Consider the following 22887-nt stretch of genomic DNA (forward strand, 5'->3'; position numbering starts at 1 on the left):
GGCACGGTGACGCATTGTAACGGAAAGCCGAGCTGCATGCTCGGCCTTGCCAAAGCTCAAGCGGCTTCCACGTGCACTGGAACGCCATTGAGCGCAGCATTGCCGCAGACCGAGTCGCGCAGCAGCTCGTCAGTGAGATCGTTGGCGCTGACGCCGGGCTGTGCTTGGGCGGTCTGAAGGCGCACACCGTGACGACCATGCCCGAAGCCATGGGGCAGGCTTACCACCCCTGGCATCATGCTTTCGCACGCCTGTACCTGCACCTGCACCGCCCCTGCTCGCGAGCTGACCCTGACCTGCTGGCCATCCTGCAGTTGGCGCTGGCGCAGGTCATCGGGGTGCATCAACAAGTGATGGCGCGGTTTCCCTTTGACCAGCCTGTGATAGTTGTGCATCCAGGAGTTGTTGCTGCGTACGTGACGCCGCCCTATGAGCAGCAGTTGCCCGGTTTCTGGCGGCGCCTGCCGGGCCAGGCGCTGCAGGTCATCGAGCAGCACACGCGGCGCTGCCTCGACGGTTTTGCTCGCCGTGCCCAGGCGATGGGCAAGGTTGGCCTGCAAGGGGCCCAGGTCCAACCCATGAGGGTGTGCATCGAGGGTTTCGAGTGACAGCTGCCAGGGCGTCGCCTGTCCATAACGCCCGCTGCGCAGGGCTTTGTCGATCATCTGCGCCGGCGCTACGGTCGGCGGCAGTTCACGTCCGGCACGGCGCGCATACGCCTTGGCCAGGCCGACGAAGATTTCCCAGTCGTGCAGGGCGCCCTCGGGCTTGGGCAGAATCGCTCGGTTGAACCGGCTCACATTGCGGACCGCCAGCAGGTTGAAGGTGGTGTCGTAGTGATCGTTTTCCAGGGCTGAAGTCGATGGCAGGATCAGATCGGCATGGCGCGTGGTTTCGTTGATGTACAGGTCGATACAGAGCATGAAGTCGAGCGCCGACAGTGCCCTGTCCAATTGCCGCCCGTTGGGCGTCGACAGCACGGGATTGCCCGCGACCGTGACCAGGGCGCGGACCTGCCCCTCACCTGGGGTCAGCATCTCCTCGGCAAGCGCCGCCACCGGCAGTTCTCCGGCGTACTCTGGCAGGCCCGAGACCCGACTCTGCCAGGCGTTGAAGTGGCCACCCGAGGTGCTCGCCACCACGTCCACCGCAGGTTCGGTACACAGTGTCCCGCCCTTGCGATCAAGGTTACCGGTGACCAGGTTGATCAGTTGCACCAGCCAGTGACAGAGCGTGCCGAACACTTGGGTCGATACCCCCATACGCCCGTAACACACCGCCTTGTCGGCGGCGGCGAAATCACGCGCCAACTGGCGAATGGCCTGCGCCGGGATGCCGCACAGGCCGCTCATGGCCTCGGCCGTCATGGGGGTCAGGGCGGCGCGGACATCGGCCAGCCCTGTCATCGGCAGATGCGAGCCGCGTGTCAGGCCCTCCTCGAACAGGGTGTTGAGCAGCCCACACAACAAGGCCGCGTCGCCGCCCGGCCGAATGAATAAATGGTTGTCTGCGATGACCGCAGTTTCAGTGCGCCGCGGATCGATCACCACCAGACGTCCGCCCCTGGCCTGCAAGGCCTTGAGACGTTTTTCCACATCGGGAACCGTCATGATGCTGCCGTTCGAGGCCAAGGGGTTGCCGCCTAGCACCAGCATGAAATCGGTGTGGTCGATGTCCGGAATCGGCAGGAGCAGCCCATGGCCATACATCAGGTGGCTGACCAGGTGCTGGGGCAGTTGGTCCACAGATGTGGCGGAATAGCGATTGCGGGTCTTCAACAGCCCTAAAAAGTAGTTGCCATGGGTCATCAACCCATAGTTGTGCACACTCGGGTTGCCTTGATACACGGCAACCGCATTATTGCCGTGGGCCTGCTGCACGCGCCAAAGGCGCTCGGCGGCCAGCTCAAATGCCTCCTCCCAGCCAATCGCCTGCCACTGGTCGCCCACGCGCCGGTGGGGTTGGCGCAGCCGGTCAGGATCATTCTGGATATCCTGCAGTGCCACCGCCTTGGGGCAGACATGGCCGCGGCTGAAGGGGTCCTGAGGATCGCCTTTGATGGACTCGATCCGGGCAGGTTCGCCAGGCGAGTGGCTCAGCACGATGTTCAAACCACAAATGGCTTCACACAGGTGGCAAGCACGGTGGTGCAGGGTACGGGTCATGGCCGCATGCCTCATTGTCTTGATGGCTCGACTATGAACTCAGCCTTGTACAGGAGCCAGCGTGCTTCGCGGTGTGAATTGGTCTTTATCACTCATACAGCAGGCCCTGCCCGTTTGCCAATGTGCCCTCAAGCCGTGTACAAACAGCCGTAGCAAATAAAACACAGCGATACAGTGCCCTGCGAAACCCCTTGCAACATCGCCGGGGGTGCCAAGCGGTTTCACCCCTTGGTTTCAGGCGACATTTAATTATAGTATTGCGCCTTTCCCTATTCGTCCGCCCCGTGCGGCTTACGCCGCAGGTCACCGCCGTTGTCAAAAAAAACCGCACGGTCGGCCTGCATACTGTTGCAGATAAGGTAGTCAATCATGAGCGCTAGGCACTTTCTCTCCCTGCTGGACTTCACCACCGACGAATTGCTCGGGGTGATCCGCCGCGGCATCGAGCTGAAGGACCTGCGCAAGCGGGGCGTGCTGTTCGAGCCGCTGAAGAGCCGTGTGCTGGGCATGATCTTCGAAAAATCGTCGACCCGCACCCGCGTGTCGTTCGAAGCCGGGATGATTCAGCTTGGCGGCCAGGCCATTTTCCTGTCCCCGCGCGATACCCAACTGGGCCGGGGCGAGCCGATCGGCGACAGCGCCATCGTCCTGTCGAGCATGCTCGACGTGGTGATGATACGGACCCACGCCCACAGCACCCTGACTGACTTTGCCGCCAAGTCCCGCGTACCGGTGATCAACGCCCTGTCGGACGAGTCGCACCCCTGTCAGCTTCTGGCCGACATGCAGACGTTCCTCGAGCACCGTGGGGCAATCGAGGGCAAGACCGTCGCGTGGATCGGCGACGGCTTCAACATGTGCAACTCGTACATCGAAGCGGCCCGGCAATTCGGTTTCCAGCTGCGCATCGCCTGCCCCGAGGGATATGAGCCCGACCCACGGTTCCTGGCCATCGGCGCTGAGCACGTGCAGATCGTGCGCGATCCCCGTGAAGCGGTAAAAGGTGCTCACTTGGTGACCACCGACGTCTGGACTTCCATGGGCCAGGAGGAGGAAACTGCTCGTCGCCTGGCGCATTTCGCGCCGTACCAGGTCACCCGCGACATGCTCGACCTGGCAGCACCCGACGTCTTGTTCATGCATTGTCTGCCCGCCCACCGTGGCGAGGAAATCAGCCATGATCTGCTCGATGACCCCCGTTCGGTCGCCTGGGATCAAGCTGAGAACCGTCTGCATGCACAAAAGGCACTCCTGGAATTTCTTGTCGAACCGGCTTACCACCACGCATGAGTCAACCTCTACTGCTCAACCTGCGCAACCTTGCCTGCGGCTATGGCGACCAGCGCATCGTCCAGAACCTGAACCTGCATCTGAATGCAGGCGACATTGGCTGCCTGCTGGGCTCGTCCGGCTGCGGCAAGACCACGACCTTGCGAGCCATCGCAGGTTTCGAGCCGGTGCACGAAGGCGAAATCCAACTGGCCGGCAACGTCATTTCCAAGGCCGGTTTCACCCTGGCGCCGGAGAAGCGCCGCATCGGCATGGTGTTTCAGGACTATGCCCTGTTCCCCCATCTGACGGTGGCGCAGAACATCGCCTTCGGCATCGCCAAGCACCCGCGCCAGGCGGCGGTCATCGACGAGATGCTGGACCTGGTCAAGCTGGGTGGGCTTGGTGGCCGTTACCCTCACGAGCTGTCCGGCGGCCAGCAGCAGCGGGTGGCACTGGCACGGGCGTTGGCGCCAGAGCCGCAATTGCTGCTTCTGGACGAGCCGTTTTCCAACCTTGACGTGGAGCTTCGTCGCAGGCTCAGCCACGAGGTGCGGGATATCCTCAAGCAGCGCGGTACCAGCGCCATCCTGGTCACCCATGATCAGGAAGAAGCCTTCGCGGTCAGCGATCAGGTTGGGGTGTTCAAGGAAGGCCGGCTTGAGCAGTGGGATACACCCTACAACCTGTACCATGAACCGCAGACACCTTTCGTGGCCAGTTTCATCGGCCAGGGCTATTTTATCCGTGGCCAGATGACCAGTGTGGAAGCCGTCAGCACCGAGCTGGGCGAGCTGCGAGGCAACCGCGCCTATCGCATGGCTGCCGGCAGCTCGGTGGATGTGTTGCTACGTCCGGATGACATCGTGCATGCCCCCGACAGCCCGTTGCGCGCAGTGATCGTGGGCAAGAGTTTTCTCGGCGCCTCGACCTTGTACCGCCTGCAACTCCCCACCGGCAGCCAGCTCGAAGCGATCTTCACCAGCCATGTGGATCGTCAGCCAGGAGAAGAGGTGGGCATCGCAGTAAAAGCCGATCACTTGGTGGTGTTTCCGGTGCCAGGCAGCATTGCAACCCAGACGGTGCAGCAGGCAACAGGCGTTCGTCGCCACAGTGGGCCGAACTGACGCCAGGCCCGGGCTACGTCTTGAGCGGGCCCGCTACCGGCTCAACCCGAGCAGGTAGCAAGGATGAATGGGCATCACGTTCTGCCAATACTGGCAAAGGTGGCCTGGGTATGCTCGGCCAGGGTCGTTGCCGCCAGTTCCACCTCCAGCCCACGTCGTCCGGCGCTCACATGGATAGTCGCAAAACGCTGCGCCGCCTCGTCGATGAAGGTGCGCAGACGTTTCTTTTGCCCTAGCGGGCTGATCCCACCTACCAGATAGCCTGTTGCCCGCTGCGCCTTGACAGGGTCGGCCATCTCGCACTTTTTCACCCCCGCCGCATGCGCCAAGGCCTTGAGATCAAGGGTACCCACCACAGGCACCACCGCTACCAGCAACTCCCCTTTCTCGCTACAAGCCAGCAGCGTCTTGAATACCTGCTGCGGGTCCAGGCCGAGCTTATCTGCAGCTTCCAGTCCATAGGACGCTGTCTTGGGGTCATGCTCGTAGCTGTGAACGTGATAGTGCGCGTGATGCTTTTTCAGCAGGTCCAGAGCGGGCGTCATACGAAGTTCCGGTGTAAGACAGATCGGCAGCTACTTTAGGTCAATTCCCACATTCCAGCCAAGAAGCCCGTGCGCCCCGCTCTACGATGGGGCATCACGCTGGTGGCCGTTGCCCAAAACGTGACTGACCGTTCACTTTCGACCTTTGACATCAGCGTTTCTTGTCTATATTTTTTCGTTTCTGAATGCCGGGGGTGCACCTTCACGGTGCACCTCATATCCGCCCAGGACCATCCGGAAGGTCCGGGCCTTGCTGTCGAGCCCCGCGCGACTCACAACAAAAACAACGAGGTCATACATGACAATTGCCCAAGGCCAACCCACGCTGTCCAGTCAGTGCCTGGCCGAATTCCTCGGTACTGCGCTGCTGATCTTCTTCGGTACCGGCTGCGTCGCCGCGCTCAAAGTCGCAGGCGCAAGCTTCGGACTCTGGGAAATCAGCATCATTTGGGGGGTGGGAGTCAGCATGAGCATCTACCTCACCGCCGGGATCTCCGGTGCACACCTGAACCCTGCCGTCAGCATCGCGCTGACCCTGTTCGCCGGCTTCGAGCGGCGCAAGCTGCCTTTCTACATGCTTGCCCAAGTGTGTGGTGCCTTCTGCGGCGCGGCGCTGGTCTACACCCTCTATAGCAGCCTGTTCTTCGATTTCGAACAAGCGCACGCCATGCTGCGCGGTAGTGAATCCAGCCTGGACCTGGCAGCGGTTTTCTCGACCTATCCCCATCCTTCCTTGTCTACGGCGCAAGCGCTGCTGGTGGAGGTGGTGATCACGGCGATCCTCATGGCCGTCATCATGGCCCTGACCGACGATAACAACGGCCTACCCCGCGGCCCGATGGCGCCGCTGCTGATCGGCCTGCTGATCGCGGTGATTGGCAGTGCCATGGGGCCCTTGACCGGCTTTGCCATGAACCCGGCACGCGACCTGGGCCCGAAAATCATGACGTTCCTGGCAGGCTGGGGCGAAATCGCCTTTACCGGCGGCCGAGATGTGCCTTACTTCCTGGTGCCGATATTCGGCCCTATCATCGGCGCCTGCCTGGGTGCTGCCACCTATCGTGGCTTGATTGCCCGCAATTTGCCCGCAGCTCCAACGTCCACGCCTGCGGCAAGCGATGGTCGCCAAGGCGATACGCAAGTCAACTGAGCACGGCAGACAGACCCGCCACGACCCCTATTTTGCAAGGCCAACACCATGACAGACACTCAGGACAAGCAGTACATCATCGCCCTGGACCAGGGCACCACCAGTTCGCGTGCGATCATCTTCGACCGCGACGCCAATGTGGTCGGCACCTCCCAGCGTGAGTTCGTCCAGCATTATCCGCAGGCAGGTTGGGTCGAGCACGACCCCATGGAAATCTTCGCCACCCAGAGTGCGACCATGGTCGAAGCACTGGCCCAAGCTGGCATCAGCCATGCCCAGGTCGCGGCCCTGGGCATCACCAACCAGCGCGAAACGACCGTCGTCTGGGACAAGGAAACCGGCCGCCCGGTATACAACGCCATCGTCTGGCAATGCCGGCGCAGCACCGAAATCTGCGCCCAGCTCAAGCGCGACGGCTTTGAGGACTACATTCGTGAAACCACGGGTCTGGTCACCGACCCGTACTTTTCCGGTACCAAGCTCAAGTGGATCCTGGACAATGTCGACGGCGCCCGGGAACGCGCCGAGCGTGGCGAGCTGCTGTTCGGCACCGTCGATACCTGGCTGATCTGGAAGTTTTCCGGCGGCAAGGTGCATGTCACCGACTACACCAACGCCTCGCGAACCCTCATGTTCAACATCCACACGCTGCAGTGGGATGAAAAGCTGCTCGACATCCTGGGCATCCCTGCGCAAATGCTGCCAGAGGTGCGCTCCTCTTCCGAGGTCTATGGGCATACCAAAAGTGGCATCGCCATCGCCGGCATCGCCGGGGACCAGCAATCGGCCCTGTTCGGGCAGATGTGCGTGGAACCGGGGCAGGCGAAGAACACCTATGGCACTGGTTGTTTCCTGCTGATGAACACGGGCGACAAGGCCGTCACTTCCTCCCATGGCCTGTTGACCACCATCGCCTGTGGCCCGCGCGGTGAAGTGGCCTATGCCCTGGAGGGGGCCGTGTTCAACGGCGGCTCGACGGTCCAGTGGCTGCGCGATGAACTGAAGATCGTCAATGACGCGTTGGATACCGAGTACTTCGCCAGCAAGGTCAAGGACAGCAATGGCGTCTACCTGGTGCCTGCCTTTACCGGCCTTGGCGCCCCCTACTGGGACCCTTATGCCCGCGGCGCGCTGTTTGGCCTGACCCGCGGCGTCAAGGTGGATCACATCATCCGCGCAGCACTGGAGTCCATCGCCTACCAGACCCGCGACGTGCTCGATGCAATGCAGCAGGACTGCGGCCAACGCCTGTCCGAACTGCGGGTTGACGGCGGCGCGGTGGCCAACAACTTCCTGATGCAGTTCCAGGCCGATATCCTCGGCACGTGCGTCGAGCGCCCCAAGATGCGCGAGACCACGGCGCTGGGTGCAGCCTACCTGGCGGGCCTGGCTTGCGGTTTCTGGAGCAGCCTGGACGAATTGCGCAACAAGGCGATCATCGAGCGGGAGTTCAGCCCGCAACTGGATGAAGCGCAGAAAGAGAAGTTGTACGGTGGCTGGAAAAAAGCCGTCGATCGCACCCGCGATTGGGAAGAACACGACGCCTGATCACCGTAGGCAACGGCGCAGTCCGCTCCATGGCCTGCGCCGGATCCACCCTTCGGACGCCACGCTGGTCGTCATCCCCGTCCTACGGCATCATTGCAGCATTTGTCAGGCTGCTCCGAAGGACGTCCATGAATTTGCCTCCACGCCAACAACAAATCCTCGAACTGGTCCGCGACCGCGGCTACGTCAGTATCGAGGAAATGGCGCAGCTGTTCGTCGTTACCCCGCAAACGATCCGCCGCGACATCAATCAACTGGCAGAGCTCGACCTGTTGCGCCGTTACCACGGGGGCGCAGCCTACGATTCAAGCGTCGAGAACACGGCGTATGCCATGCGCGCCGACCAGATGCGTGATGAAAAGCAGCGCATCGCCGAGGCTGTCGCTCGGCAGGTGCCCGATCATGCCTCACTGTTCATCAATATCGGCACCACCACCGAATCCATCGCGCGTGCCTTGCTCAACCACAGCCAACTGAAGGTCATCACCAACAACCTGCACGTCGCCTCCATCCTGGCGGCCAAGGATGACTTCGAGGTCCTGGTGGCGGGCGGTACCGTGCGCCGTGACGGCGGCGTCGTAGGCCAGGCCAGTGTCGACTTCATCAATCAGTTCAAGGTCGATTACGCCCTGGTCGGTATCAGCGGCATCGATGAAGACGGGAGCCTGCTGGATTTCGACTATCAGGAAGTGCGCGTATCCCAGGCGATCATTGCCAATGCTCGGCAGGTGATCCTGGCAGCGGACTCCAGCAAGTTCGGGCGCAATGCCATGGTGCGCCTGGGCGCCATCAGCCTGGTCGACTGCCTGGTGACCGATCAGACCCCAACCCCTGCCCTGGTCCAACTGCTCAATGAACACAAGGTGCGTGTCGAAGTGGTTTAGGTTGTCTCTACAGGCGCTGCAACTGTGGGCGCGGCACAAGCCCGCGCCGCACTGGCTTTTTTCGTTAATGTTCATTTGCTTGTCACCTGATCAGTATTTTCTATGAATACGGACTGGCGAGTCGCGTCCTCTTGCGCTAGTATTTTCGGAAACGAACATAAATGTTCACTTTCGATACAAATTGCTCCAGGAGGCCTTCCCTGTGTCCCAGCCCGATTCGACCAGCGCTCCCGTCGCCGATTGCTATGACCTGGTGGTGATAGGCGGTGGCATCAACGGTGTGGGCATCGCCGCCGACGCTGCCGGCCGCGGCCTGAAAGTCTTTCTGTGTGAAAAGGACGACCTGGCCCGGCACACCTCATCAGCCAGCAGCAAGCTGATTCACGGTGGTCTGCGCTACCTTGAGCATTACGAGTTTCGTCTGGTACGTGAGGCCCTGGCCGAACGCGAAGTCCTGTTGGCCAAGGCACCGCACATTGTTAAGCCCATGCGCTTCGTGCTGCCCCACCGCCCCCATCTGCGCCCTGCCTGGATGATCCGTGCTGGCCTGTTCCTGTACGACCACCTGGGCAAGCGCAAGCGCCTGGGCGCCTCGCGCAGCCTGCGATTTGGCGCGGGCTCCGCGCTCAAGCCGGCCATCACCCGCGGTTTCGAATATGCCGACTGCTGGGTTGACGACGCTCGCCTGGTGGTCCTCAACGCCATGGCCGCCCGTGAACATGGCGCGCATATTCACACCCAGACACTGTGCCTGGGCGCCAGGCGTGTCGGCGCCATCTGGGAAGTGGATGTGCAGCACGCCGACGGCAGCACCCGGATGGTGCGGGCCAAAGGGCTGGTGAACGCCGCCGGCCCATGGGTTGCGCAGTTCATCAAGAACGACCTGAAACTGGACGCTCCTTACGGCATTCGCCTGATTCAGGGGAGTCACCTGATCGTCCCCCGGCTGTATGAAGGCGAGCACGCTTACATTTTGCAGAACGAAGACCAGCGCATCGTTTTCTGCATCCCGTATCTTGATCGTTTTACGCTGATCGGCACCACTGACCGTGAATACACAGGCGACCCTGCCAAGGTAGCGATCACCGATCAGGAAACCGACTATCTGCTGAAGGTGGTCAACGCCCACTTCAATCACCAGCTGCAGCGCAGTGACATCTTCAGCACCTATGCAGGCGTTCGCCCCCTGTGCAATGACGAGTCGGACAACCCGTCGGCCGTTACCCGTGACTACACCTTGGCACTGTCCGCCGCCCACGGTGAAGCCCCCCTGCTCTCGGTCTTCGGTGGCAAGCTCACCACTTACCGCAAGCTGGCCGAATCGGCCATGGCCGAACTCAAGCCATTCTTCAGCCAGATGGGCGGCAGTTGGACGGCCGAAGCAACCCTGCCGGGCGGCGAGGACATGACCACGCCCCAGGCACTTGAAGAAGCCTTGCTTGCTCGGCATACCTGGCTCGCCCCGGCCATTGCCCAGCGCTGGGCACGCACCTATGGCAGCCGCGTCTGGACACTGTTGGCAGGCGTCGAAGGCCCGCAGGACCTGGGTCAGGCCATTGGTGCGGGGCTCTTTGCCCGCGAGGTGGATTACCTGTGCGAGCATGAGTGGGCAACCTGCCTTGAAGATATCCTGTGGCGTCGTACCAAGCTTGGGCTGTTTACCACGGAGGCGGAACAGAACACCCTCGCCCAGTACCTGAAAAAGGCAACGCAGCGCAGCCACGCCGCCTGACCCAGGTGCGCCGCCTGTCAGCCCATGCTCACAGGCGGTTGTAGGCCTCAATGGCGAGCTCATGGTAAAGCGCCTGCTCCTGGGCATCGAGTTCAGCCTTCAAGGCAGCAGCTTGCTGTAGATAGACCTGCTCCCCGTGCTCGCCGGCGGTGCGCTCGGCGGCCTCGAGCCGTTCGTGAAACGGTGCCGCCAGCGCCTCGAAACGTTCGCGATAATAGCTGCGCACAAACGACTGCCAGAACTCGCGTTGCGCCAGCGCTGCTGCCAGCACATCCAGACTTTCACCCGCCAGTACCCGGTCTCCGGCCAGCCTGACCTGCCGACTGATGACGTCGCTGAATTCCGGGTAGTTCATGTAGCTCGGCTGAGCCGGCAACCCCAAGCGACTCGCCAGATTGACCCGATAAGCCAGGTACACTTCGATGTCATCCACCATCGCATAAGGATCGCGTCGCATTTGCTCGATGTGCCGAGCGGCAATACTGTCCACCTGGTCCAGGCGGTACAGCGAACGGCCAAGTCGCAAGAGTTCGCGCTCAGTCTGCCCGGCACTCGTCCCAGCCGTATGCATGGCGATATGCGCCCTCACCTCCAGTTGACTGAGCAGCAGCAACAGACGGTCATCGCAGGTTTGCGGACCTTGGGTCTGCAAGTAGACCGATTCGCGGACATCCGTACTTTCAGCACACAACTCCAGGATGTGCCATATACGTGCGCGGTAGTACTGCGGCCGTTCGTCAAAATCGTCAGACTCGGCAAAGTCGGCGAGGAACCGGAACAGATCGGCCGACCCCTCATCGTCGAGCAAGGCGCTCCAGATGCGTTCATACCGATGGCGTATCTCTGGCTTGGCCGGCCCAATCCAGCTGTCTCGCAGTTCGTTGTCAACGGACACTCGGGCATGGTGGCGTGGGGCGCGTGAGCCCTCGTTTGCAGTGGCGAGTGCTTGCTGACTGGCTTCGTCCAACGGATTGTCGTGCAGGGACAGTTGCTGGATGCGGTCTCCAAGCGCGCGCAGGTGCTCGTTGACCTCACGAATCTCGTTTTCACGGATGTCCATCAGGCCGCGCCACAGCACTTGATGGGGCTGCGGGGAGTTCAACAGGCCCGTGTTGCGCAGTGAAATCGCACGCAGATGACGCAGGGCAGACAGGTTCGGTACGCGGCCGATCGGATTACCGCTCAAGCTGATGTGTTCAAGGTGGGTCAGCCCGGTCAGCACCGTGTCACTGTCGGGTTGCAGTACGATCCGATTGTCATCAAGGCGCAGTGTGCGCAACTGCCCCAGACCGCTGAGTCCTGTAGGCAGCTGCGTCAACTGGTTGCCGCGCAAATCGAGCACCTGCAAGTGCGGGAAGCGTCTGAGAAAGGCATCGCTGACATAGGTAAGCGCCAGGTTGCGCAAGGCCAGTTGCCGCACGTGATTGAAATCGATGTCACCAGGCAGGTCAGGTAGCGTGCCTACCTGCTCGCCCTCTAGACGCAGCACATACTCATCATTCTCGGACGCGACCGTCTTGCGTCGCCAAGCGCGACGAATGTGGGTGGCCACCCTGCGTCGGCGGCGCCGATCAATGAAGCCATTGCCCTGGCGCTCCCAGGAGGCGAGGGACTGACGCAGACGTTCCAGTCGCCCTTCGAGATCGCTCAGGTGGTCCCAAAGGTTCACGTCGCGCTCGATCAATTGCGCCAGATAAGCGTCCATCTGGTCATCGGTCAGTGTCGGGTAAATGCGGCGTATGCCCCGACGCAGTGCTTGCCGACTGCTCTCGCCCCGCCCGCTGAGGGGATAACCGACACGGCCATCCTGGAGTCGGCGAGGCGGATTGAAGCGACCACCCAGCGCCGTCATTCCCAGCGACTGGGCCGTCTTCCCACGGTCGGCAGCCGCCCTATGCAGCAGATCTGCCCCTAATTCGGCTGTCGTAACCGATGGGCCGCCGAAAGCGGTTTTCTGGGTTTCATCCAGGGTCTGCAGCAGGCATGCCAGCAGCCCTTGGTCCCGGGCCTGGATAGGATGTGCTTGCAACTGATACCCCCCGATGGTCTGCACGATCACCTCGGTGCGCTGTGCATCAGCCGGGCCGTGGAAGACCACTAGCTGGCCCTGAGCCTCCCCCAAACGCACCTCGATACGTGTTGACACGGGCCATGGCGATGTTTCATCGATCAGCGCCAGGGCCAGGCGCAGTGTGTCCAGGTTGGCGGCATGCTCATGCTCGAGCCCCAACAACGCGCGATCGATGCGGCTTTCACGCAAAGCCCAACGCGCTCGCTCAGCAAGCGGCAGGGGTACCTTGCCGCTCATCAGCGTCGCCAGTTGTTCGGTGGTGGCGCACTCCACGATTTCTTGCGCCAGTGGCACTGACAGGCCGGTGAAGTCGCGAGTGAGCGTATCCACGCCAACGCCTGGCTCGCCCACTGAAAGTGCCAGCGCTTGCTCGACCAACAGCTCGGAGGTCGGCCCTTGGCTATGCAGCAGGTGCCGTGCCTGCGCTTCCCTGAGCCGTGCTGGCGCCGGCTCCTCGTGTAAACGCAAGCTGCGCAAGTGTTCAGGCGACAGACCCGTGACCTGCATCAGCACGTCGGCATCCAGGTTGGATACCTGCTCAAGATCGGCGCCAAAACTGCGCATCAATTCACCCGGATGCTCCAGGCTGTGGGCCGACGCCGGCATCTTTTTCAGACGCAACCCCCTGTTGGCCACCCTCACCGGCGTGAGGCCGTCGACCAAACCGATGCGCTCTAGCGCGCCGCCGATCGTAGACTGCGCAGCCCCAAGCACTGCGCCCGTGGCCACGACCTGCGCCACATTGAACACATGGGCCAGCGCTTGCTGCCTGTCGCCTATCTGCCAAGCCTCGTAACCGTCGTAGACTTCGCGCGCGACGTCTACGGCTGCCGCTACGAACAAAACTTCGCCCAAGCCGGGAACGAACTGCGCGGCCAGGGTGAGCGCATCGAGCCCTGCCCCTTTCAAGGCGTCGATGCGCTCGTGCCGCTCAAGTTGAGTCAAATCGCCCGTAGGGACGGCCAGCACCCGGGCATCGTCGATCATTGTATTGAGCAAGCGTTTACGCAGGCAGGCAAAGACAGAGCCTTTTATTGCGAAATGGCGACCATCGATGGCGAGCGGTGTAGATCCACCAGAGGATTTGTTCAATTGCGCCAACTGGGCCAGGAACGCAGGCTGCTCGCGCTGGGCGATCAAGCTGACGAAATACCGTCTATATTGACGCTCACGCAGCCGCTTGCCGAGGTGCTCGTAAAATCCAGCCCAGTCCGCATGCCGCCCGATGGGCTCGGCCGGGTCATCGGAAAACCAGCTTATCAAGCCGTGCATGGGCCCATTGGCCGCTGCGCGAAGCTCAATGACCAGGCAACGCTGAACGGGCTTGCCTAGGACAAATAGCTCGAACGGCTGGAACCCCTGAGTCACGGCCGGTACGGTCGGCTTCTGGGCTATCAGTGGCAGAAGTGCCAGGTAGTCTTGCTCGGTCAACTGCCCTTTGAGCCTGGCCATCCTGACTGCAACATCGAGTGCCGCACGTAGACGCTCCTCGAAAATCTGTTCTACCGCACGCTGCCCAAAATCGGCGGGTGCTGGGGGGCGCGCCTTGGGGAACAAGCACGTACGCAGCTGCTGCTGGTACTGCCCGCCCAGGTCCAGCTGCCGGCAGAGCCGAGCAAACGCTTCGAAGGAGAGCGGCAATACAGTGCCGTTTGCCTCTTGCAAGTGAGCGCGCCGGTGCAGGCCGGGAAAGGTCTCGCTTTCATGAAAGTTGTGCAGCGCGGCCACCAGCAGCGACTCTTTGCTGTAAAGCGCTCTCATGGGTGTCTGCAGTCGAGGCGCGGCACTGGGTATCGCAACTTTGTCATGCAGCACCACCTGGGCGGTGTCTACATTCACCTCACCCAAGCCCCTGGCTCGCAGCGCCTCCTGAAGTAATGGGCGGGCAAAGGTCTCTAGCCCAGGCAACGTTTTCAAACGCGCCCTGACCGCCTCGCTCGACAACTGTTCAAGATCGAGCGCCCGGTGGAATGTGCTCAGCAGGTCCGGATCAGCGCTGGTCAGCCAAGCCGGCAACGCCTTCGCCACACATGCATCAACGGAAAGATGAGGTAGTGCGTTATCTGCCACAAATCTTCCTCTGGTCTGGAAAATGGCGTAGCAGAACATCGGGCTGTCATGGGCAGGTGTTACATATGGCTGGGTACACAAGCATGAACACTCATTCGGATAACCGAACATGAAATTGAAGGTCATTCGAATTTCCGACTCTGTTGAAAAACTCGAATTAGTCGAACAAGGCTAACGCCCTCGCTTTCAGCGGGGCTAACATGCTTCACGGACCTTGGCACGACTTCTGCTCATATCCATCAACCGGATGCAACAGCTGCCGTATCCGTTGAACGAAAGAGTCCGCCAACGGCTCCATAAAAAAAACAAACACGTCGAGGAAAATTTGATGCGTATCGTTCGTCAATTGCTGGGCGCCGCCATCGCGGCTGCTGTAATCGCTTCGCCGGCCATGGCCGAAGAACTCACCGGCACCCTGAAGAAGATCAAGGATTCAGGCACCATCACCTTGGGCCACCGCGACTCCTCCATCCCGTTTTCCTACCTGGCCGGCAAGCCAGAGCCTGTAGGCTATTCCCACGACATCCAGCTGGCCGTCGTCGAGGCCCTGAAGAAGCAACTGGGTACCGACATCAAGGTCCGCTATAACCTGGTCACTTCCCAGACCCGCATCCCGCTGGTGCAGAACGGCACCGTCGACCTGGAGTGCGGCTCCACCACCAACAACGTCGAGCGTCAGCAGCAAGTCAGCTTCTCGGTGGGTATCTTCGAGGTTGGCACCCGTCTGCTGACCAAGGTCAAAGACGGTCAGCCGGCCTACAAGGACTTCGCAGACCTGGCTGGCAAGAACGTAGTGACTACCGCAGGCACGACCTCCGAGCGCATTCTCAAGGCCATGAACGCCGACAAGCAGATGAAGATGAACGTGATCTCCGCCAAGGACCACGGTGAAGCCTTCAACATGCTCGAGAGCGGCCGCGCCGTGGCCTTCATGATGGATGACGCGCTGCTGGCTGGCGAAATGGCCAAGGCTCGCAAGCCGTCGGACTGGGTCATCACCGGTACGCCGCAATCCTATGAAATCTACGGTTGCATGGTGCGCAAGGGTGATGAGCCCTTCAAGAAGGCCGTGGATGATGCGATCGTTGGCTACTTCAAGTCCGGTGAAGTCAACAAGAGCTACGACAAGTGGTTCCAGCAGCCAATCCCGCCAAAAGGCCTGAACCTGCAATTCCCGATGAGCGACGAGCTCAAGAAGCTGATCGCCGAGCCGACCGACAAGGCGGCAGACGAGAAGAAATCCTGACCCCCAGCCTGGAGCCTGCCGCGCTGCAAGGCGCGAATTAAACCGGCAGGCTCCCCGTTAGTGTCTAACCTTTCATCCGAGGGCAGTTTGCCCTCGGAAGCTGGAAGGTGCCCGTGAAACAATCGTCTGAGGGGAAATCCCGATGAATTACAACTGGGACTGGGGCGTATTCTTCAAGTCCACTGGCGTGGGCAGCGAAACCTATCTGGACTGGTACATCACCGGCCTGGGGTGGACCATCGCCATCGCCATTTCCGCCTGGATCATCGCCTTGCTGCTGGGGTCGATCCTGGGCGTGATGCGTACCGTGCCTAACCGGCTCGTTTCCGGTATCGCCACCGCTTACGTCGAGCTGTTCCGCAACGTGCCTTTGCTGGTGCAGCTGTTCATCTGGTACTTTCTGGTGCCGGACCTGCTGCCAGAGGGGCTGCAGGAATGGTTCAAGCAGGACTTGAACCCGACCACGTCGGCCTTGATCAGTGTGGTCGTGTGCCTGGGCCTGTTCACCGCCGCACGGGTGTGCGAGCAGGTTCGCACCGGCATCCAGGCCCTGCCACGTGGCCAGGAATCGGCAGCGCGGGCGATGGGCTTCAGCCTGTCGCAGATCTACACCAATGTGCTGCTACCACAGGCCTTCCGCATCATCATCCCGCCACTCACCTCCGAATTCTTGAACGTGTTCAAGAACTCCTCGGTGGCTTCGTTGATCGGCCTGATGGAACTGCTGGCGCAAACCAAGCAGACCGCCGAGTTCTCGGCCAACCTGTTTGAAGCGTTCACCTTGGCCACGTTGATCTACTTCACCCTCAACATGGGCCTGATGCTGCTCATGCGCGTCGTCGAAAAGAAAGTGGCGGTACCTGGCCTGATCTCTGTAGGGGGCAAGTAAATGGACCTGGATTTCAGCGAAATCATCCCCGCCCTGCCCGCCCTTTGGGATGGCATGGCCATGACCCTGCAACTGATGGTGATGGGCGTCATCGGCGGCATCGTGCTGGGCACCCTGCTGGCGCTGATGCGCCTGTCGTCGAATAAACTGCTGTCCAGGTTGGCCGGCGCCTACGTCAACTATTTCCGCTCGATCCCCTTGTTGCTGGTGATCACCTGGTTCTACCTGGCGGTGCCGTTCGTGCTGCGCTGGATCACCGGGCAGGACACGCCGGTGGGGGCCTTCACCTCCTGCGTGGTCGCCTTCATGATGTTCGAGGCGGCCTATTTCTGCGAAATCGTGCGTGCCGGTGTGCAATCGATCTCCAAGGGCCAGATGGGCGCGGCCCAGGCATTGGGCATGACTTATGGCCAGACCATGCGCCTGATCATCCTGCCCCAGGCCTTCCGCAAGATGACGCCCTTGCTGCTGCAGCAAAGCATCATCCTGTTCCAGGACACGTCCCTGGTCTACACGGTAGGCCTGGTCGACTTCCTCAACTCGGCACGCTCCAACGGCGACATCATCGGGCGCTCCCATGAGTTCCTGATCTTCGCCGGCGTCGTGTACTTCATTATCAGCTTCTCCGCTTCGTGGCTGGTCAAGCGCCTGCAAAAAAGGATCACCGTATGATTTCCATCAAGAACGTCAACAAGTGGTACGGGGACTTCCAGGTGCTGACCGACTGCAGCACCGAGGTCAAGAAAGGTGAGGTGGTGGTGGTGTGCGGGCCTTCGGGGTCGGGCAAGTCCACCCTGATCAAATGCGTGAACGCGCTGGAGCCTTTCCAGAAAGGTGACATCGTGGTCGACGGCACTTCGATCGCCGATTCCAAGACCAACCTGCCCAAACTGCGCTCACGCGTGGGCATGGTCTTCCAGCATTTCGAGCTGTTCCCCCACCTGACCATCACCGAAAACCTGACCATTGCCCAGCGCAAGGTATTGGGCCGCAGTGAAGCCGAAGCCACCAAGAAGGGCCTGGCCCTGCTCGACCGCGTCGGCTTGAGTGCCCATGCCAAAAAGCACCCCGGGCAGTTGTCCGGCGGCCAGCAGCAACGGGTCGCCATCGCGCGGGCATTGTCCATGGACCCGATCGTCATGCTGTTCGACGAGCCCACCTCGGCCCTGGACCCGGAGATGGTCAACGAAGTGCTGGACGTGATGGTCGAGCTTGCCCACGAAGGCATGACCATGATGTGCGTGACCCACGAAATGGGCTTTGCCCGCAAAGTGGCCAACCGCGTGATTTTCATGGACAAGGGGCACATCATCGAGGATTGCCAGAAGGAAGACTTCTTCGGCAACCCCGAAGGCCGTCACGAACGCACCCAGCACTTCCTGAGCAAGATCCTTCAGCACTGATCCTGCCTCATCGAGCCGCTCGGCCCCGCCGCCCTTCCGGGCAGCGGGCGCTGGCCGTGACGAGGTCACTGTGATGAAATGCGACCCCTCGCTCCTGTTACCTGCCAAGCCTGCCGTGAAAGCCCGCCTTGTCCGCCAACTGCTGTTACCTCCGCTGATCATCTTGCTGATGATCGGGCTGGGCATGGCCGGGTTCCTGATCAGCGAGAGCAACGGCATACGCGTGCTCAGTGAAAATGGCGAGCGCCAGTTGGAATTGCATGCGCGTACGGTCGAGAGCGAAATCAGCAAGTACACCTACCTTCCCAGCCTGCTGGAACTCGAAGACAGCGTGTCGCACCTGCTGACAGACCCTGATGGTGGCTCACGGCAAACCGTCAACGAATACCTCGAAGGCCTCAACCGGCGCAGCCGCAGCCGCGCGATCTTCGTGCTCGATACCCAAGGGCGGGTGCAGGCCACCAGCAACTGGCGCGATACCGACTCGTTCCTGGGCGAGGACCTGTCGTTTCGCGCGTATTTCCAGACCGCCGTGCGTGGCGAACCCGGGCGCTTCTACGGCATCGGCAGCACCACGGGCGAAGCTGGCTACTACTTGGCCCACGGGCTTGAGGAGCACGGCAAAATCATCGGCGTTGCCGTGATCAAGGTGCGTCTCGATACCCTGGAGGAACGTTGGCAGCGGGCCCGCCTGGAAGCGTTCGTCAGCGACGAGAACGGGATCATCATTCTTTCCAGCGATCCGGCTCGACGCCTCAAATCGGTGCGTCCACTGACCCCGCAAACCAAGGAGCGCCTGGCGCGCAGCCTGCAATACTACTGGTGGCCGCTCAATGAGCTGCAACCGCTGGGGCGCGAGACCCTGGCCGACGGGGTAGAAAAGCTGACCTTCCCGGCCAACAGCGAAACGGCCCAGGGCAACCCCGATGAGGTGGCCTACCTGGCCCAGACACGTCGTCTGGTCGATACACCCTGGCACTTTACGCTGCTCACGCCGCTTCAGGATCTGCGTCGCGAATCCATGGTGCAGGGCATCCTGGTCGGTGTGGCGTTTGCCTTGCTGACCATTCTGGGCATCGCCTGGAACGAGCGACGCAAAGTCATCGCTACCCGCCTGGCAGCCCGCGAAGCGCTGGAGCAAGCCAATAGCCAGCTCGAGCGCCGCATCGCCGAGCGTACGGCCGACCTGCGGGCCAGCAACGAACGGCTCAAGGGGCAGATACGCGAGCGCCGTCATGCCGAGCAGACCCTACGCCAGGCGCAAGACGAACTGGTTCAGGCTGGCAAGCTGGCAGCCATCGGACAGATGTCCACCAGTATCGCCCACGAACTCAATCAACCCTTGGCGGCGCTGCGTACCTTGTCGGGCAACACCGTTCGGTTCATCGAACGCGGCGCACTGGAGACCGCCAGTACCAATCTGCGTACCATCAATGGCCTGGTCGACCGCATGGGCCGCATCACCGCCAGCCTGCGTTCATTCGCCCGACGCAGTGACGACAGCGGCCAGGCCGCGGTGGCCAAGGCGGTCGAAGCCAGCCTGCAGGTGCTGGCAGAACGGATCAACAGCAGCCACCTGCAGGTGCACCGCCATTACCAGGACCTGCAGTTGGCCATCGACCAGACCCGGCTGGAGCAGATCCTGGTCAACCTCATCGGCAACGCCCTGGATGCCATGGCTGTCCAGCCCCAACCGGCCTTGTGGCTCGAAGGCGAACTGCAGGGGGATAAATACCGCTTGCAGGTGCGCGACAACGGCCATGGCATCGATCCAGAGGCACGCAAGCATCTTTTCGAACCGTTCTTCACCACCAAGCCGGGCGACAATGGCCTTGGCCTGGGCCTGACCCTCTCGGCTAGCCTTGCTGCGGCCGCCAAGGGCAGCCTCAGTGTCGAGCACCCTGCCAGCGGCGGTACAGCTTTCGTGCTGATCCTGCCCTTGGCCTCCACCCCCAGCGAATCGGCAGACTCTCCATGACCCAAGCGCCCCTTACCGTTCTGATCGTCGAAGACGACCCCCATGTCCTTCTTGGGTGCCAGCAGGCACTGGCGCTGGAGGACATCGGTTGCGAAGGCGTAGGCAGTGCCGAACAGGCGCTCGAGCGCATTGGCGATGACTTTGCCGGCATCGTGGTCAGCGACATTCGCTTGCCGGGTATCGACGGCCTGGAACTGCTCAACCGTCTCAAGGCGCGCGACCGCAGCCTGCCGGTGGTATTGATCACCGGGCACGGTGATATCGACATGGCCGTCGGCGCCATGCGCAACGGCGCGTATGACTTCATGGAAAAGCCCTTCTCTCCCGAGCGGCTGGTCGATGTGGTGCGCCGTGCGCTCGAGCAACGCGGCCTGTCCCGTGAAGTCTCGGCGCTGCGCCGCCAGCTTGCCGGGCAGAGCAGCCTGGAGGGGCGCATCATCGGTCGTTCGCCCGCCATGCAGCACCTACGCGAACTGATCGCCAACGTGGCCGATACCTCCGCCAATGTGCTGATCGAGGGTGAGACAGGCACCGGCAAGGAACTGGTGGCCCGCTGCCTGCATGACTTCAGCCGTCGCCAGGGCCAGCCCTTCGTGGCATTGAATTGCGGTGGCCTGCCCGAGAACCTGTTCGAAAGCGAGATATTTGGCCATGAAGCCAACGCCTTCACCGGTGCTGGCAAACGGCGTATCGGCAAGATCGAGCACGCCAACGGCGGCACGCTGTTTCTCGATGAAGTGGAAAGCATGCCGATCAACCTTCAGATCAAACTGTTGCGGGTGCTCCAGGAGCGCACCCTGGAACGGCTCGGCTCGAACCAGAGCATTCCAGTGGATTGCCGGCTCATCGCGGCGACCAAGGCCGACCTCGACAGCCTGGGTCAGAGCGGGCAGTTTCGCAGCGACCTGTATTACCGCCTGAACGTGGTGACCCTCGAACTGCCCCCACTGCGCGAACGCCGCGAAGACATCCTGCAGCTGTTCGAACACTTCCTGCAGCAATCGGCGCTGCGGTTCGACCGGGAGACACCCACCCTGGACAGCCAGACGCTGTCACGGCTGATGGCCCATGACTGGCCAGGCAACGTGCGCGAACTGCGCAATGTGGCCGAACGCTATGCACTAGGGCTGCCCACGTTCAAGAAAGGCCCCACGGGCACCAGCAGCCAAGGGCTGGGCTTTGCCGAGGCCGTGGAGGCCTTCGAGCGCAACCTGCTCAGTGACGCCTTGCAGCGCACCGGGGGCAACCTGAGCCAGGCCAGCCAGGAATTGGGCATGGCAAAGACCACGTTGTTCGACAAGGTCAAGAAATACGGTCTGGGTTGATGGACCGAGGCGCCGCAATAGATCAGTCAATGGGCAAGGCACAGTCGACAGCGGCGGTAACATGAGGGAAACTCAACTCCAAGATGTTTACCCTCAGCCCTACCCTCGGAGTTAGCTGTGCTGGAGATCCGCCACCTGAAAACCCTTCATGCCCTGCGTGAAGCAGACAGCCTGGTCGAAGCGGCCGAGCGGCTGCACCTGACCCAGTCGGCCTTGTCCCACCAGTTCAAGGAACTGGAAGAGCGCCTGGGCCTGACGTTGTTCGTGCGCAAGAGCAAGCCCATTCGCTTCACCAGCGCAGGGCTGCGCCTGCTGCAACTGGCCGACGCCACGCTCCCCCTGCTGCGTGGCGCCGAGCGGGATATCGCCAGACTGGCCGGCGGCACTGCCGGTCGCTTGCACATGGCTATCGAATGCCACAGTTGCTTCCAGTGGCTGATGCCCACCATCGATCAGTTCCGTGATGCCTGGCCTGAAGTGGAACTGGACCTGGCCTCAGGCTTTGCGTTCGCGCCCCTGCCCGCCTTGGCCCGTGGTGACCTGGACCTGGTGGTGACCTCCGATCCCCTGGACCTGGCCGGCATTACCTACGTTCCCCTGTTCACTTACGAAGCCATGCTGGCGGTGGCCAACCAACATCCGTTGGCCAGCAAACCCTACATGGTGCCCCAGGACCTGGCGGACCAGACCCTGATCACCTATCCGGTGGAGCGTGACCGTCTGGACATCTTCACCCGCTTCCTGGAGCCAGCCGACATCGAGCCTGCGGCCGTACGCACCTCGGAGCTTACGGTCATGATGATGCAGTTGGTGGCCAGCGGCCGCGGCGTGTGCGGCATGCCCCATTGGGCCTTGCACGAATACAGCTCGCGCGGTTACGTCAAGGGCAAGCGCCTGGGCGAAAAAGGCCTGTTCGCGACACTCTACGCAGCCGTGCGCACCGACATGCTAGATGCACCCTATATGCGCGATTTTCTGCTGACGGCCAAAGACACTTCGTTCGCCACCCTCGACGGGGTCAGTGCGGTGCGCTGAGCAACTGGCGGTACAGCGGCAGGATCAGGTCACGGGTCAGGGGCGCCAGGGGCATTTCTGGCGTCTGGTCAGCGGCCAACCAAGTGATCTCGTCGATTTCGGCCGCCGGCATTACCGATGCCGCGCAGTCCACCCGGAACAACTCGGCCTGCACCTCGAACCCTGGCTCATTGGCTGCCGGAGCGCTGAACTGACCAAGGCGCACGGCCTTGGCGGGGTCGATCTGCAGGCCCAGTTCCTCGTGCAGCTCACGGGCCAACGCTTGAACCGGGGTTTCTCCGGCATCGATCTTGCCGCCCGGCTGCATGAATGCCTGAGTGCCGCGCTTGCGCACCAGCAGCGTGCGACCTTGCGAGTCCAGCAATAAGGCGGCGGCAATGCGGATGGTATTGGCCATGGGTGATCTCCCTGAAAATGGGCGGCGAGCATCCCATGCCTCCCCAGCCGTGA

At 61.7% G+C, this 22887-nt stretch carries 17 protein-coding genes; 13 read left to right on the plus strand and 4 right to left on the minus strand.

All coding sequences use genetic code 11. From position 1 onward, the window contains the following. Positions 1-56 precede the first annotated feature (56 nt). Positions 57-2165, minus strand: a complete 2109-nt coding sequence (locus ACF8GB_RS13275) for a molybdopterin-dependent oxidoreductase (RefSeq protein WP_078478097.1) — start codon at positions 2163-2165, stop codon at positions 57-59. Positions 2166-2534: 369 nt separating this feature from the next. Here ACF8GB_RS13275 and argF point away from each other — a divergent pair, with 369 nt between their 5' ends. Together argF and ACF8GB_RS13285 are read left to right on the plus strand one after the other, a co-directional pair. Then, positions 2535-3455, plus strand: a complete 921-nt coding sequence (argF, locus tag ACF8GB_RS13280; RefSeq protein ID WP_058605178.1) for an ornithine carbamoyltransferase — start codon at positions 2535-2537, stop codon at positions 3453-3455. After that, complete coding sequence (locus tag ACF8GB_RS13285; RefSeq protein ID WP_058605179.1) at positions 3452-4561, plus strand: ABC transporter ATP-binding protein; 1110 nt, start codon at positions 3452-3454, stop codon at positions 4559-4561. Before argF ends, ACF8GB_RS13285 begins: the two co-directional genes overlap by 4 nt. 74 nt (positions 4562-4635) lie before the next feature. Here the strand turns inward: ACF8GB_RS13285 and ybaK are convergent, their stop codons facing one another. Then, the gene (gene ybaK / locus ACF8GB_RS13290) at positions 4636-5106 is read right to left on the minus strand and encodes a Cys-tRNA(Pro) deacylase (RefSeq protein WP_058605180.1); all 471 of its coding nucleotides are present in this window, start codon (positions 5104-5106) and stop codon (positions 4636-4638) included. Positions 5107-5404: 298 nt separating this feature from the next. On the opposite strand from ybaK, the gene ACF8GB_RS13295 reads away from it, so the two are divergent. From ACF8GB_RS13295 to glpD, 4 genes are all read left to right on the plus strand, one after another. Further along, positions 5405-6256 carry an MIP/aquaporin family protein gene (locus ACF8GB_RS13295; RefSeq protein WP_058639698.1) on the plus strand — a complete coding sequence of 284 codons (852 nt, stop codon included), beginning with the start codon at positions 5405-5407 and terminating at the stop codon, positions 6254-6256. Between the two features lie 48 nt (positions 6257-6304). After that, positions 6305-7804 (plus strand): glycerol kinase GlpK, encoded by a 1500-nt coding sequence (gene glpK / locus ACF8GB_RS13300; protein WP_058639697.1) that lies wholly within the window; start codon positions 6305-6307, stop codon positions 7802-7804. Positions 7805-7932: 128 nt separating this feature from the next. Continuing rightward, entirely contained in the window at positions 7933-8688 is a 756-nt protein-coding gene (locus ACF8GB_RS13305; protein ID WP_058639696.1) for a DeoR/GlpR family transcriptional regulator, read from the plus strand. A gap of 202 nt (positions 8689-8890) precedes the next feature. Continuing rightward, on the plus strand, positions 8891-10420 hold the full coding sequence (gene glpD, locus ACF8GB_RS13310) for a glycerol-3-phosphate dehydrogenase (protein ID WP_058639695.1): 1530 nt from the start codon (positions 8891-8893) through the stop codon (positions 10418-10420). Positions 10421-10448: 28 nt separating this feature from the next. On the opposite strand, the gene ACF8GB_RS13315 is transcribed toward glpD, so the two are convergent. Further along, positions 10449-14519: an NEL-type E3 ubiquitin ligase domain-containing protein gene (locus ACF8GB_RS13315; RefSeq protein WP_392527153.1), complete on the minus strand. Its 4071-nt coding sequence runs from the start codon at positions 14517-14519 to the stop codon at positions 10449-10451. Between the two features lie 370 nt (positions 14520-14889). Between ACF8GB_RS13315 and ACF8GB_RS13320 the strand changes: the two genes are divergently transcribed. The 7 genes from ACF8GB_RS13320 to metR all read left to right on the plus strand — a co-directional run bounded on the left by ACF8GB_RS13320 (position 14890) and on the right by metR (position 22437). After that, positions 14890-15807: a glutamate/aspartate ABC transporter substrate-binding protein gene (locus ACF8GB_RS13320; RefSeq protein WP_058639693.1), complete on the plus strand. Its 918-nt coding sequence runs from the start codon at positions 14890-14892 to the stop codon at positions 15805-15807. Between the two features lie 142 nt (positions 15808-15949). Further along, positions 15950-16696: an amino acid ABC transporter permease gene (locus tag ACF8GB_RS13325; RefSeq protein WP_058605186.1), complete on the plus strand. Its 747-nt coding sequence runs from the start codon at positions 15950-15952 to the stop codon at positions 16694-16696. Further along, positions 16697-17368, plus strand: a complete 672-nt coding sequence (locus tag ACF8GB_RS13330; RefSeq protein WP_023535230.1) for an amino acid ABC transporter permease — start codon at positions 16697-16699, stop codon at positions 17366-17368. Continuing rightward, positions 17365-18099, plus strand: coding sequence for an amino acid ABC transporter ATP-binding protein (locus ACF8GB_RS13335; protein WP_058605188.1), 735 nt, complete (start codon positions 17365-17367; stop codon positions 18097-18099). Before ACF8GB_RS13330 ends, ACF8GB_RS13335 begins: the two co-directional genes overlap by 4 nt. A gap of 73 nt (positions 18100-18172) precedes the next feature. Further along, positions 18173-20077 carry an ATP-binding protein gene (locus ACF8GB_RS13340; protein WP_058639300.1) on the plus strand — a complete coding sequence of 635 codons (1905 nt, stop codon included), beginning with the start codon at positions 18173-18175 and terminating at the stop codon, positions 20075-20077. Next, the gene (locus ACF8GB_RS13345) at positions 20074-21402 is read left to right on the plus strand and encodes a sigma-54-dependent transcriptional regulator (RefSeq protein ID WP_392527154.1); all 1329 of its coding nucleotides are present in this window, start codon (positions 20074-20076) and stop codon (positions 21400-21402) included. Before ACF8GB_RS13340 ends, ACF8GB_RS13345 begins: the two co-directional genes overlap by 4 nt. Before the next feature lie 117 nt (positions 21403-21519). Beyond that, a complete protein-coding gene (gene metR, locus ACF8GB_RS13350; RefSeq protein ID WP_023535218.1) occupies positions 21520-22437 on the plus strand; it encodes a transcriptional regulator MetR in 918 nt (305 codons plus the stop codon). Here metR and ACF8GB_RS13355 read toward each other — a convergent pair. After that, on the minus strand, positions 22421-22834 hold the full coding sequence (locus tag ACF8GB_RS13355; protein ID WP_196121821.1) for an NUDIX domain-containing protein: 414 nt from the start codon (positions 22832-22834) through the stop codon (positions 22421-22423). The genes metR and ACF8GB_RS13355 overlap by 17 nt on opposite strands. Positions 22835-22887: the final 53 nt, after the last annotated feature.

This window comes from Pseudomonas sp. xss_4, from assembly GCF_043104125.1.
Classification (GTDB): domain Bacteria; phylum Pseudomonadota; class Gammaproteobacteria; order Pseudomonadales; family Pseudomonadaceae; genus Aquipseudomonas; species Aquipseudomonas parafulva_B.